The organism is Pseudomonas sp. yb_9 (assembly GCF_043103635.1).
GTDB lineage: Bacteria > Pseudomonadota > Gammaproteobacteria > Pseudomonadales > Pseudomonadaceae > Aquipseudomonas > Aquipseudomonas monteilii.
The window spans coordinates 237,128-250,235 of sequence record NZ_JBICKA010000041.1 but is presented as its reverse complement, the minus strand read 5'-3'; the positions used below and the strand labels follow the sequence as shown (position 1 = coordinate 250,235).

Genomic DNA, 13,108 nt, shown 5'->3' with positions numbered 1-13,108 from the left:
TCTGCAGGCTATGGCGGGGCTGACACTCTCCAGTTATATCATAGTAGAGGTTCCATTCAGGAGCAAAAGTAACTGGAAGTTCACTTTGGCCATCCCTGCTTCGGCTTCATTGGCACTTGCTCTAGCGGGCCTGCTGTATATGAATAATGGCGTGATTAGCGTAGTGAGCCCAAGTGGATATCAAGCTGCGCTTGCGTCCAACCGCTCAGGCTCGGACCCAGCAGCCGAGCTACCCTATGTGTGTCAGAATGCGTTCAAACCAGAACTCTTCACATCGCCAAAATGCTTGTTAGGGGACATATCTAAAGCGCCTAGGGAATCTCCGAACAAGCCTTCAGTTATGCGAGAATCCCCGCAACACCTGATCCGAGCCGCCCATGAGCCAGATGAGCTTTTCCGACTTTGAGTACGCCGGCAAGCGCAAGCAAACCCGCCGAGAGCGCTTCCTCGCCGAAATGGATCAGGTGGTGCCCTGGGCAGGCCTGCTGGAGCTGATCGAACCGTTCTACCCCAAGGCCGGCGGCGGTAGAAAACCCTATCCTCTGGAAACCATGCTGCGCATCCATCTGTTGCAGAACTGGTTCTCCCTGAGCGACCCGGCCATGGAAGAAGCGCTCTACGAAATCACGCCCATGCGCCAGTTCGCACGCCTGACGCTGAGCGCGCCAATCCCCGAAGACACCACGATCATGAACTTCCGGCACTTGCTGGAGAAGCATCAGCTCGCACCGGCAATCCTTGCGGTCATCAATGGTTATCTGCAGGAAAAAGGCCTGTCGCTGCGCCAAGGCACCATCGTCGATGCCACCATTATTCATGCCCCCAGCTCGACCAAAAATAAAGAAGGCAAGCGTGATCCCGAGATGCACCAGACCAAGAAAGGCGGTCAGTATTTCTTCGGGATGAAGGCGCACATCGGTGCCGATGTCGAGTCCGGCCTGGTGCATCACGTCCATGGCACCGCTGCCAATGTGGCCGATGTCACGCAGGTGGCTGAACTGCTGCATGGCGAAGAAAACGCCGTGTATGCAGATGCCGGTTACACCGGTGTCGAAAGGCGCGAAGAGCATGAAAATCGGGGGGGGATCTGGCAGATTGCAGCGCGTCGCAGCACCTATTCCAAGCTGAACCAGCGCAGCGTACTGTACAAAGCCAAGCGCAAGATCGAGTTCTGCAAGGCTCAGACACGGGCCAAGGTCGAGCATCCGTTTCGCGTGATCAAGCGGCAGTTTGGTTACGTGAAAGTACGTTTTCGTGGGCTGATGAAAAACACGGCTCAGTTGACCACGCTGTTCGCCCTGGCAAACCTGTGGAGGGTTCGAAAACAGCTCATGGGTATGGGTGAGGTTCGCGTTTAACACGGAGAACCGGTCGAAAAAGCTCTCCGTACATGATTTTTCGGTCACTTTTCGTCCAATAACGCTGTAGGTGCCTGGAAAATTGCAACTTGCCGCGGCTGCACGACAAGTTGATCGGAGCATCCCTAGCGCCATACTGGTTGGTTATTCCAATGCCGCACACTTTGCGGGCTACTTGAATATCATTGCTTTGAAGCAGGGCCTGTCTATGAGGAACGTTGAACACAGCGCGTGCCCTCTTTTCCCCGGTCAACGCAGTGTGCGCTATATCAAGGAAGGGTACAAAGTTAGCTGCCCCTCGTACTTCGCCGAAGTTTTGAAACAAATAGCAAAATATGACACTATCATCGTAGGAGCAAGCTGGCCCTCTTATCATCATGTAGACAAGGTCGCATTCTTCGACGACTTTGATGCAATGCTGGACGAACTCGGAATAAGCGGGAAAAAGATAATTATTGCGTTAAAGGCGCCAACTTTCAATGCAATTGACCGACAGTGTTCTGAAAACGCATTGAAGATCCGATATTTAGATTGTGGAAAGAGAACCACGCTGCCTGACACAGGCGAAATGCGCGTCAACCAGGAAATAATCAAGCGTATACAAGGCAGAGAAAATGTCTCTTACTTTGGTATTCGAGACTTAATTTGCAACGGCGTTTCTTGTTCAGCATTTTCTGGAACAACCCAACTCTACTACGATAGTGGACACCTTAGTCGCGTAGGTTCAGAAGCTTTAGGCAACCTTGCGATTCAAGCAGGAACAGTACCGAAATCGCTTCAAGCGTTATCTCATCCTTCCATCGTTGTGAATTAAGTCATTCGCACCCTGCTGCCGTCTAGGCGGCAGGGTGCGCAGCAATTATCAGAGCAGGGTTACCCGAGAACGAGGATATCCAAAGCAGCAACAAATTCAGCCTGGCTCAGCTATTACGGTTTGCCCTGATCAATAAACCCTATCCCCCACCAACCGCTTCAAATACTGCCCATACCCATTCTTGGCCAACGGCTCAGCCAGCTTCAACAGCTGCTCCGCCCCAATCCACCCCTGCCTGTACGCCACTTCTTCCGGGCAAGCCACCTTCAGCCCCTGCCGCCGCTCAATCGTGGCGATGTACCCGCTAGCCTCCAGCAACGAGTCGTGCGTCCCGGTATCCAGCCAGGCATACCCGCGCCCCATGATCTCCACCGACAGCCGGTTCTGCTCCAGGTACACCCGGTTCAGGTCGGTAATCTCCAGCTCGCCACGAGGGGACGGTTTGATGCCTTTGGCAATCTCGACCACGTCCTTGTCGTAGAAATACAACCCGGTCACGGCATAGCTGGACTTCGGCTGGGCGGGCTTTTCTTCCAGGCTGATTGCCTTGCCCTTGTCATCGAACTCAACCACGCCATAACGCTCGGGGTCATGCACATGGTAGGCAAATACGCTGGCGCCTTCGTCGCGGCCCATGGCATTGCGCAGCAACTGCTGGAAGTCGTGGCCGTAATAGATGTTGTCGCCCAGCACCAGCGCCGACAGGTCGTTGCCGATGAACTCTTCACCAATCAGGAAGGCTTGTGCCAAACCGTCTGGCGAGGCCTGCACGGCGTAGGTGATGTTGATGCCCCACTGATGGCCGTCGCCCAGCAGTTGCTCGAAGCGGGGAGTGTCTTGCGGGGTGGAGATGATCAGGATCTCCTGGATGCCCGCCAGCATCAATGTGGTCAGCGGGTAGTAGATCATCGGTTTGTCGTACACCGGCAACAGCTGCTTGGAAATTGCCAGGGTCGCTGGGTGCAGGCGGGTACCCGACCCGCCCGCCAGAATGATGCCTTTACGCTTCATAGTGGTCATTTCTCGTGAATTTCCTTGAGCATGCGGGCCACTCCCTGGCGCCAGTCTGGCAGAGTCAGGGCAAAAGCCTTCTGCAGTTTGTTGGTATCGAGACGCGAGTTAGCCGGTCGCTTGGCCGGGGTCGGATAGGCATCCGTGGTCAACGGGTTGACCTGTTCGGCCTGGACCTTCAGCGCCACACCTTGTGCCGCAGCCTGCTCCAGTACGTAGCGGGCATAGCCGCACCAAGTGGTTTCGCCACCGGCCGCCAAGTGGTACAGGCCGGCCATGGCCGGGTTGCGACGGGTAGCGGTGATCGCGTGGGCAGTAATGTCGGCGATCAGTTCGGCGCCGGTCGGGGCGCCAAACTGGTCGTCGATCACGCCCAGACTGTCGCGCTCGGCGGCCAGGCGTAGCATGGTCTTGGCAAAGTTGTTGCCGCGGGCGGCATACACCCAGCAGGTACGGAAGATCAGGTGCTGGCAGGCGGCAGCTTGGATGGCTTGCTCACCCGCCAGCTTGCTTGCGCCGTAGGTATTCAGCGGGCCGACAGTGTCGTCTTCGCGCCAGGCCTGGGCGCCCTGCCCCGGGAATACGTAGTCGGTGGAGTAATGCACCAGCAGTGCGCCGCAGTCGGCTGCAGCACGGGCGAGCACCCCCACGGCCTCGGCGTTTACCTTGAAGGCCAGTTCGCGCTCGCTTTCTGCCTTGTCGACGGCGGTGTAGGCAGCGGCGTTAACGATGACATCGGGGGCATAGGCACGCACGGTTTCGGCCAGGCCTGGCAGGTTGGCCAGGTCGCCGCAGTGCGACTGGCTGCGGCTGTTCAGCGCCAGCACCTGGCCCAGCGGGGCCAGGCTGCGTTGCAACTCCCAACCTACCTGGCCGTCCTTGCCCAGTAGCAGAATTTTCATGCCGAGCGCCCTGCGTAGTTCTTTTCAACCCACTCGCGGTAGCTGCCAGACTGTACGTTCTGCACCCACTCCTGGTTGTCGAGGTACCAGGCAACGGTTTTGCGAATGCCGGTTTCGAAGGTTTCAGCAGGTTTCCAGCCCAGCTCGCGTTCCAGCTTGCGGGCATCGATGGCATAGCGGCGGTCATGCCCGGGGCGGTCGGTCACGTAAGTGATCTGCTCGGCGTAAGGCTTGCCGTCGGCGCGCGGGCGCAGTTCGTCCAGCAACGCGCACACGCGGTTGACGATTTCCAGGTTGGGCTTTTCGTTCCAGCCGCCCACGTTGTACACCTCACCGGTGGTGCCGGCTTCCAGCACACGGCGGATGGCGCTGCAGTGGTCCTTGACGTACAGCCAGTCGCGAATTTGCTGGCCGTCACCGTACACCGGCAGTGGCTTGCCGGCCAGGGCGTTGACGATCATCAGCGGGATGAGCTTTTCCGGGAAGTGATACGGGCCGTAGTTGTTCGAGCAGTTGGTGGTCAGCACCGGCAGGCCGTAGGTGTGGTGGTAGGAACGCACCAGATGGTCACTGGCAGCTTTGCTGGCCGAGTACGGGCTGTTGGGCTGGTACTGGTGGGTTTCGGTGAAGGCCGGTTCGTCGGCTGCCAGCGAGCCGTACACCTCGTCGGTGGACACATGCAGGAAGCGGAACACGGGGCGCGCCTGTGCGTCCAGGCCTCCCCAGTAAGCGCGCACGGCTTCCAGCAGGCGGAAGGTGCCGACGATGTTGGTTTCGATGAAGTCTTCGGGCCCATGGATCGAGCGGTCGACGTGGGACTCGGCGGCGAAGTTGACGATCGCGCGCGGTTGGTGCTCTTGCAGCAGGCGGGCTACCAGGTCGGAGTCGCCGATATCGCCATGCACGAAGATGTGGCGCTTGTCGCCCTGCAGGCTGCTGAGGGTTTGCAGGTTGCCTGCATAGGTGAGCTTGTCGAGGTTGACCACGGGCTCATCGCTACCGGCCAGCCAGTCCAAGACGAAGTTTGCGCCAATGAAGCCCGCACCACCCGTTACCAAAATAGTCATTGTTCAGTTCTTCCCAATTCCTGCTTTCAAACTTCACAGCGTTTGAAGTTCATGTGGGCGCTCCTGTGCCGGCAACGCCTGTTTTATTTGTCAGCACCGCGTTCAGGGCTCTAGCCGCCGGCGCTGGTACAGCCAGTCCACAATTTCCCCGCCGGGCACGTAGCCGCTCACGGTGTCGCGCAGCAACTGGCGCACGGTGGCAAAGTCATCTGCCGAAGTTGCGGCCCTCAATGCATCCAGGCGTTGTTTCAGCACATCCCAGGGCAGGTAGTCTTCGTTGGCGCTCATGATCATGGGGTGGCGTGTGGCAATCACGTTGTCGCCAATCAACAATTCTTCGTACAGTTTTTCGCCTGGGCGCAGGCCGGTAAAGTTGATGGCGATATCGCCCAGCGGGTTTCGCTCGGAGCGGATACTGAAGCCAGACAGGTGAATCATTTTTTCGGCCAGTTCCACAATTTTTACGGGCTCGCCCATGTCCAGCACGAACACGTCGCCGCCCTGCCCCATGGAGCCGGCCTGGATCACCAACTGCGCGGCCTCGGGGATTGTCATGAAGTAGCGGGTGATTTTCGGGTGGGTCACGGTCAGTGGCCCACCGTTTTTGATCTGTTTGTGGAACAACGGGATGACCGAGCCCGACGAACCCAGCACATTGCCGAAGCGCACCATGGTGAAACGGGTTTTGTTCACCTGCGACACATTCCCGGTCTCGCCCATCAGCACCGGCGCCAGCTCGTTGCTGAGGGCCTGCAGCACCATTTCGGCCAGGCGCTTGGTGCTGCCCATGACGTTGGTGGGGCGCACGGCCTTGTCGGTGGAAATCAGCACGAAGTTGGACACGCCAGCCTGCAGCGCCGCCTGGGCGGTATACAGGGTGCCGAACACGTTGTTCGACAGGCCCTCGGCAATGTTGTGCTCGACGATGGGCACGTGCTTGTAGGCGGCGGCGTGGTACACGGTATCGACCTGCCACGCACGCATCACGTCCAGCATCTTGGCCTGGTCGCGGACCGAGCCCAGTATCGGAATCAGTTGCACGGCCAGGCCTTCGCGCAGGATACGTTGCTCCAGTTCGCCAGCGATGGTGTACAGGTTGAATTCACTATGCTCGAACAGCAGCAGCGTACGCGGAGTTTGCCCCAGGATCTGGCGACACAGCTCGGAACCGATCGAGCCGCCAGCCCCCGTCACCATCACGGTCTGGTCGATGATGCAGTGCTGCAGCAGGTCACCTTGTGCCGGTACCGCGTCACGGCCCAGCAGGTCGGCGATGTCCACTTCCTGGATATCGTCCACTTTCACCCGGCCGCTGGCCAGGTCCATGAAGCCGGGCACACTGCGCACGTGCAGCGGGTAGCCTTCAAGCAGGTTGAGAATTTCGCGGCGGCGACTGCGGCTGACCGAGGGCAGCGCCAGCAGGATTTCTTCGGCCCCGGTGTCATCGATCATGCGTTGCAGCTGTTCTGGCTGGTACACCTGCAGGCCGGCGATCACCCGGTCGGTGATGCTGGCATCGTCGTCGATGAACGCCACCGGGCGCATGGCCTTGCCCATGCGCAGGGCCGCCACCAGCTGGTTGCCGGCAGAACCGGCCCCATAGACGGCAACCCGTGGCAGGCCGTCGTCGCGGTTGGCAAAAGGCACATGTTGCACGGCGGTGGCGAACCAGTCACCGAGGAAGTACTGGCGCATGGCCAGGCGCAGGCCGCCGACCATGATCAGGCTCAGCCACCAGTAGTTGAAGGTGATAGAGCGTGGCACCACGTTCTGGTGGTTGCTGGCCCAGTAAATGATGAAGCCCAGAATCAGCGCCGACAGGGTCACGGCCTTGATGATGGCGATCAGCGCATCATTGCCGAAATAGCGCATCACCGCCCGGTACAAGCCGAAGCGGATGAATAACGGGATGGAGATGATCGGTGCCGTGATGAACAGCCAGGTGTGGTCACGAACAGGATTGGCCAGGTCGTCGATACCCAGGCGCACGACAAACGCCAGCCACAGCGCGAACCAGACCAGAATCACATCAGTCGCTACCTGAATCAGCCGTTTGTGGCGCCGAGGTAGTCCAAGCAGTCTTGAGCGCAGCTTATCCATAGAACCTCTGAGGGCTTTCCAACGTGACATGTCTACAGTCTTCGTCCTATCACTTTAGCTAGTGTTCGAGCTCACCGGCGCGCCAGCGCACGGCCAGATACGCCAATGGCAGGTAGGCGATGATCACGCCCCACACGCCGTCCAGGCCCAGCAACAGCACACACAGGGCCACGGGCAGCAGCCAGAACAGGTTGAGCGCGGCCACCGCCAAGGTCACTGGCAGGTGCTTGCCAAAATGACGAGAGGCAAACTGGTAGGCGTGGCTGCGGTGCGCTTCGTACACCTTGTCACCGCGCAGCAAGCGGCGGATCAGGGTAAAGGTGGCATCTACCACGAACACGCCCAGCAGAATCAGCCAGCACCAGAACAATTGCGGTGAGGCCCAGGCAGCCTGCAGCGACAAGCCCGCCAGCACGATGCCAAGGAAGCCGCTGCCGGCGTCGCCCATGAAGATCTTGGCAGGCGGGAAGTTCCAGAACAGAAAGCCCAGCGTGGCCGCCGCCAGCAGCAGTGGCAGCACCATCAACTGCGGCACACCGGCCAGGGCCGATAGCAGCACCATGCTCAGGCAGGCGGTGACCGCTTCGATGCTGGCAATGCCATCGATGCCGTCCATGAAATTATAGAGATTGAGCATCCATACGGTGTAGAACGCCGCCAGTACGTAGCCGAACCACTGCAGGTCGAGGGTAAAGCCAAACACCTGCAGCGGCGCCAGACCACCCAGCCAGTACAGCATCCACACGGCTGCGGCGAAGTGGCCGAGCAGGCGCCAGCGAGCGGCGATGTGGCCGTGGTCGTCCATGAAACCGATGACCGCAATCAGCGCCCCCGCACCACCAATGGCCACCAGCGCCGCCAACGGCACGGCATCGGCCATGCCCAACACCGGCAGGCTGGCCAGAAAGCTCAGCACAATGGCCACACCGCCACCCCGTGGGGTAGGCACAGTGTGCGAACTACGCGCATTGGGCACGTCGATGATCTGCTTGTTCAGTGCGTAACGCCGCAGCGCTGCGGTCAGAAGCAGAGATGCCCCTGCGACCAGGGGAATAAGCCACCATGCCATCATTTGTCTTGCTCTTTCAAAAAGTTGAGTGCCGTGGCCCGCAGTGCCTGGTCCACATCCAGCGGGGGCTGCCAGCCCAGCAGCGTACGGGCTTTGCCACTGTCTACCTGCAGCGACCCGCACAGCCGCTGAGCCACGCCACCCTTGCCGGCTAGCGTTGCCGCCCCCTTCAACCAGGCGGCGGGCACCGGCAGCAACCTGGCGGGTTTGCCCAGTGCCTTGCCCAACCGTTGCAGCAACTCGGTGGTGGACAGGTCGTGGCCGTCGCTGGCCAGGAAGGTCTGGTTGGCGGCCGCTGGATGGTCGATGCAGGTCACCAGCAGGTCCACCAGGTTGTCCAGCGCCACCAGGCTACGCTTGTTGTGTATGGCGCCAAACGGCAGCGGCACACCTTTGCTCAGCCAGTTCATCATGCTGCGGAAGTTGGCTTTCACACCTGGGCCGTACACCAGCACCGGGCGCACGATCACCACTTCCAGGCCGGTTTGGGCCGCCAGTTGGCGCAGACCGTCTTCGGCTTCACGTTTGGAAATGCCGTAGGGGTCCGATGGCGCAGGTGCTTCGTCAGCAGTGAACGGCTGGCGGCCGTCGGTGGTTTCGCCATTCACCTTCACCGAGCTGACAAAAATGAAGCGTCGAACACCGGCCTGGGCCGCAGCACGGGCCAGGCTAAGGGTGCCCTCCACGTTTACCCGGCGGAACTCGGCCAAGGGGTCGGCGGCGGTTTCGTGCATGACATGCACGCGGGACGCCAGGTGGATTACGGTATCCACCTGCTCGAAGTGCCCCGATGCCGCGTCCACCGTCGTCAGTTCGCTAAACGACCGGTAGTCGACACCTGCCAGCTGCTGGGCGGGCAATTGCCGCACCAGCGCGCGCGGTGCCCAGCGCGCACCTTCAGCGAGCCGCTGCAGCAACACCTTGCCAACAAAACCGCTACCGCCGGTGGTCAGGACGCCTGGGCGTTGGGCGTTGTCTTGCCCGGCCATCAAACTCTCCCCACTTGGCCCAGCAGGCGGGTGAACACGCTGCGGTACTGGTCTGCCACCACCGACCAGCGGTAACGGCGGTTGGCAATTTCATGCAGGCTCGCCGACAGTTGCGCACGCGCGGGTTCATCACCCAGCAGTGCCTGCACGTGCTTGCGTAGCGAGGCGCTGTCGGCAAAGTACAACGCCTGGTCCTCGGTGGTGGCGCGGTTGAACGACACGTCGAAAGCCACCACCGGCAGGCCCAGCCACATGGCTTCGACCAGCGACGGGTTGGTGCCGCCAGCGCTGTGGCCATGCAGGTACACCGTGGCATTGCTGCGCAGCGGGCTTAACTGCTCCACATCGTAGATCGGGTCCAGCAGGTGAATGTTGCTCACCCCTTCATATTGCTTGCGCAGTTGTACGCCGTACTCGCTGTGGTTCCAGTTGCCGACGATCGCCAACGGCATGCCAGACCCGGCAAAGGCCTCGAGAATGACGTGGATGTTGTTCTCCGGTTCGATACGACACACCGTGAAAGCGTATGGCGCCCCCAGGAACGGGTACGCCTGGCGCGCTTGCCCGGTTGGCTCACCCGCACGAGCCTGGTCACCACCATAGGCAATCAGTTCACTGGGCTTGTTGTATTCGGCGGTCACGTACTCCTGCAGCACCTTGTTGTCGGTGATGACCGCATGGGCAAAGCGCACGGCCACGGCTTCAGAGAGCTTCAGGAACCAGCGAGCGAAGTTGGACCATTTGGCGCGTTTCCACTCATAGCCATCGATGTTCACCACGATCGGCTTACGCGTCAGCAGGCGCATGAATGGCAAGGCGATACAGCCGGAAACACCCAGAATCAGCATCAGGTCGTGCTTGCGGTAGGCGTGCAGCATGCTCAGCACGTCGTACGGAATGCTTTGCACGCCATTGGTCTTGAGGTTCAGGTAAACCAGGCGGGCACGCTCGAAAAACTGCGGGCGCTCGGGGTAATGCGGTGCACTGCAATAGACGGTGAGCTCGCAGTCACCTGGCAGGTTGCGCACCAATTGTTCGGTCAACGTTTCCCAACCACCGTATTGGGCGGGCAAACCTACCGTACCAATTACTGCAATCTTATAGGTCATCAAACACCATCACGATATTTTTCTGGAAGTTGGCGGTGGAAAACTCACTCGCTTTCATGCGTGCGCGCTCGGACAGTGCCTGGCACAGCTGTGGGTCCTGCGACAGGTGCGCAACCGTACGCACCAGTTGTTGATGGTTTTTCGAGTCGATCTGATAGCCCTCAACCCCATCACTGACCAGCTCCACCGGGCCGCCTACCGGGGGCACGATAGTCGGGATGCCAAAAGCCATCGCCTCAAGTATGGTCAGGCCAAAGGTTTCGACACAGACGTCAACAAGGGACAGGTTAAGTACTAGACTGGCGCGCGCGTAGAACTGGATAACATCCGAAGTAGCGGAATTCAAAGTCAGATTTTCCGGTAATATCAGAGATCGAAAATAGTCGTCTACCTCTTCCTGGCTAGCGCTCAGTACCAATGTGAACTTGACCTGAGGGTGGTCAGCCATAGCCGATGCCAACGCCACGAACTCGTTAACGCCCTTATAAGCTTTCAGTGACGTTAGCATTAAAACGTGAAACAGCCCATCATGCAGGTGCTGATAGACGGTTGAAGTAGCTTGTCGCTGAAAGGATTCGGCCAGCCCATTGTAGATCGTAATAGCCGGGACGCCCTTTATCGCATCATGCTGTTGTAAATACTTCGACACATACACTACTTTGCTGGCACAGCGGCCGATAACCCATCGAAGGAATTTCTTTAGCACAGGCGGTTTTATCGACGTCTCGTGCAGATGATAGACCACAGTCGCCCCCCGAATCTTACCTGCTAGAGCAGCGCCAAAAGGCATCATCGTATTGACCAGAACTACCGCGCCTGGCCGCAATCTTCGGGAGAGGACAGTAAAGAGAGCAACCTGGGAACAGAAGTATGCCAGTAACGTAAGCCACCGGTTGCCAAACCGTCTGTAACCGTATTTATAAACGGGCACATTCAGTTCGTCCAGCACGCCTCGCCCATTGCTTCCAACATACAGAGTGCATGTATTACCCTGCCCAGCAAGGGCAATAATAGTCTGCGCAAGCATACGTGGGCTGCCACTGAAATCGTTCAGGAGGTGGGCACAAATTATCGGCTGCTCCGCATCGCGCTTTTGTCCGCTGTTCATTTCGTCATCTCCCTATCGAAAAACAATGCCTTCAAGAATGAGGGGCGACGGTAAGCCAGGGTCTTACGTACAGCGGCATATAAAAGATATGTATTCAACAACGTTTGTACGGCTAGCGAGTGCGATTCAAAACTGATACGCAGACCTCGGACCATTTCCTCGAACCTGAACAAAGCACGCGCTGGGGTATCGGCACTGTGCTCTGACAAGTCATGTGCAATTGTCACGTCCAACAGATACGCTTTGGGGAAAACTTTCTCATAACGAATAAAAAAATTACTGTCGGTGGCATAAAACCGAAGACGCTCGTCATAGAACGGTAACATTTTCTCAAAGCAAGCTTTGGTAAAGATCAAACCACTATTGATTCCCAACAGATTTTTTGAGGGTACCACACCAGGCCTGACGGAAGGCGTCAAGCGCCCCTTGAACAACCAACGAGATCCAGGACTGACCAACTGATTATTACTCATCATTCTTGGAAGGTACACACCAATCTGATTGCCATCCGCCGAGTTACGTACTTGCTCGATCTGCTCCAGACAGTGCAACAAACTCACATTAGAGTAGTTAGTGTCGTCGTCCGAAATCATGAACAATTCGACCCCGTTGGCAAATGCATCAGCTGCGACATGATTGTAAATCGTGGACAGGCTCTGGTTATCCGCCTCATACCAACGCGCACCCGGAATAGGCTGCGCTAGGCCGGGCGAGTTATTCCAGACGTGTAGCTGCAGGTCGATACCCTCACCATCCAGCAGTACCTTCTGCGCGAGCAATGACTGTAGCGCAACAGAGTCTTGGCTAGCTTTCCGGTATAGAACGATCAGGACTGCCAGGATCAGCTTTTGTTTTTCTTTTTTCACCAATGATCACCATCACCACGATCGCGAATATGTAAAGGACCACACTGTTCGTATAAGACTGGAAAAAGAACGAACTCAGGAAAAATGGGTAACTGGCAATGACGAAGTTGCCCAATCCGTTTTTCCACGAACTGGCATATGGCCTATCCCGGACGATAATCGCCACCAGCTTGTGATACCACAGAATCAAACCGGCCATGATCAGCGCCCCCACCCAGCCGCAGGTAGCCAGCAAATTTAGCCAAAATGAATCGAACCAATGTGGCTGTCCCGGCCCTACTGCACCAAAACCATAACCCAGTGGGTGTACGCTTAACACCTCAAACATGTGCAGCCACTGGCGCTCGCGGTCCAGCGCGGATAGGTCCTGGGTATAACCCATCGATAGATACGCAAAAATTGCCACGGTGACTGCAACAAACTGCAAATAACCGAGCAGCGAGATCAACCAAGTCGTCCGAATTACCCGAGCTACCACCAGCATCGAGCAGACACAGATCAGGCCGATCATTGCCGTGCGCACTGAGCCAATCGCGATCAGTCCACATAGCAACAAGAACGCACCGCTCAAGAGCAGGCGCCGAGCCAGCGACCAATTGCGTCCACTAAGCAACACCGCCAGCGTCATGGCGGCGGTATTAAGGATTACTGCTGAAAATTCCAGTGTTCCCGTGAAGAAGCCGGATACACGCGGAATACCCTCACGCATGGAATT

General features: G+C 58.1%; 12 protein-coding genes. 2 read left to right on the top strand and 10 right to left on the bottom strand.

Annotation, left to right across the window (positions count from 1 at the left end; translation table 11 throughout):
• The first annotated feature begins 377 nt into the window (after window positions 1-377).
• A complete protein-coding gene (locus tag ACF8MI_RS10850; protein ID WP_392517488.1) occupies window positions 378-1,358 on the top strand; it encodes an IS5-like element ISPa41 family transposase in 981 nt (326 codons plus the stop codon).
• A gap of 82 nt (window positions 1,359-1,440) precedes the next feature.
• Window positions 1,441-2,172, top strand: coding sequence for an SGNH hydrolase domain-containing protein (locus ACF8MI_RS10845; RefSeq protein ID WP_392517487.1), 732 nt, complete (start codon window positions 1,441-1,443; stop codon window positions 2,170-2,172).
• Window positions 2,173-2,301: 129 nt separating this feature from the next.
• On the opposite strand, the gene rfbA is transcribed toward ACF8MI_RS10845, so the two are convergent.
• The 10 genes from rfbA to ACF8MI_RS10795 form a co-directional block, all read right to left on the bottom strand.
• Window positions 2,302-3,183: a glucose-1-phosphate thymidylyltransferase RfbA gene (gene rfbA, locus ACF8MI_RS10840; protein WP_392517490.1), complete on the bottom strand. Its 882-nt coding sequence runs from the start codon at window positions 3,181-3,183 to the stop codon at window positions 2,302-2,304.
• A 5-nt stretch (window positions 3,184-3,188) separates the two neighbouring features.
• Window positions 3,189-4,085 carry a dTDP-4-dehydrorhamnose reductase gene (gene rfbD / locus ACF8MI_RS10835; protein WP_104834164.1) on the bottom strand — a complete coding sequence of 299 codons (897 nt, stop codon included), beginning with the start codon at window positions 4,083-4,085 and terminating at the stop codon, window positions 3,189-3,191.
• Window positions 4,082-5,152, bottom strand: coding sequence for a dTDP-glucose 4,6-dehydratase (rfbB, locus tag ACF8MI_RS10830; RefSeq protein ID WP_164524941.1), 1,071 nt, complete (start codon window positions 5,150-5,152; stop codon window positions 4,082-4,084). The genes rfbD and rfbB overlap by 4 nt, the downstream gene beginning before the upstream one ends.
• A 102-nt stretch (window positions 5,153-5,254) precedes the next feature.
• Complete coding sequence (locus ACF8MI_RS10825; RefSeq protein ID WP_164524942.1) at window positions 5,255-7,252, bottom strand: nucleoside-diphosphate sugar epimerase/dehydratase; 1,998 nt, start codon at window positions 7,250-7,252, stop codon at window positions 5,255-5,257.
• A gap of 58 nt (window positions 7,253-7,310) precedes the next feature.
• Window positions 7,311-8,324, bottom strand: a complete 1,014-nt coding sequence (locus ACF8MI_RS10820; RefSeq protein WP_104834162.1) for a glycosyltransferase family 4 protein — start codon at window positions 8,322-8,324, stop codon at window positions 7,311-7,313.
• Window positions 8,321-9,310, bottom strand: a complete 990-nt coding sequence (locus ACF8MI_RS10815) for an SDR family oxidoreductase (protein WP_104834161.1) — start codon at window positions 9,308-9,310, stop codon at window positions 8,321-8,323. The genes ACF8MI_RS10820 and ACF8MI_RS10815 overlap by 4 nt, the downstream gene beginning before the upstream one ends.
• Window positions 9,310-10,419, bottom strand: a complete 1,110-nt coding sequence (locus ACF8MI_RS10810; RefSeq protein ID WP_392517486.1) for a DUF1972 domain-containing protein — start codon at window positions 10,417-10,419, stop codon at window positions 9,310-9,312. The genes ACF8MI_RS10815 and ACF8MI_RS10810 overlap by 1 nt, the downstream gene beginning before the upstream one ends.
• Window positions 10,409-11,527, bottom strand: coding sequence for a glycosyltransferase family 4 protein (locus ACF8MI_RS10805; protein WP_104834159.1), 1,119 nt, complete (start codon window positions 11,525-11,527; stop codon window positions 10,409-10,411). Before ACF8MI_RS10805 ends, ACF8MI_RS10810 begins: the two co-directional genes overlap by 11 nt.
• On the bottom strand, window positions 11,524-12,393 hold the full coding sequence (locus tag ACF8MI_RS10800) for a hypothetical protein (RefSeq protein ID WP_225850521.1): 870 nt from the start codon (window positions 12,391-12,393) through the stop codon (window positions 11,524-11,526). The genes ACF8MI_RS10805 and ACF8MI_RS10800 overlap by 4 nt, the downstream gene beginning before the upstream one ends.
• Window positions 12,332-13,102: a hypothetical protein gene (locus tag ACF8MI_RS10795; protein ID WP_392517485.1), complete on the bottom strand. Its 771-nt coding sequence runs from the start codon at window positions 13,100-13,102 to the stop codon at window positions 12,332-12,334. The genes ACF8MI_RS10800 and ACF8MI_RS10795 overlap by 62 nt, the downstream gene beginning before the upstream one ends.
• Between the last annotated feature and the right edge of the window lie 6 nt (window positions 13,103-13,108).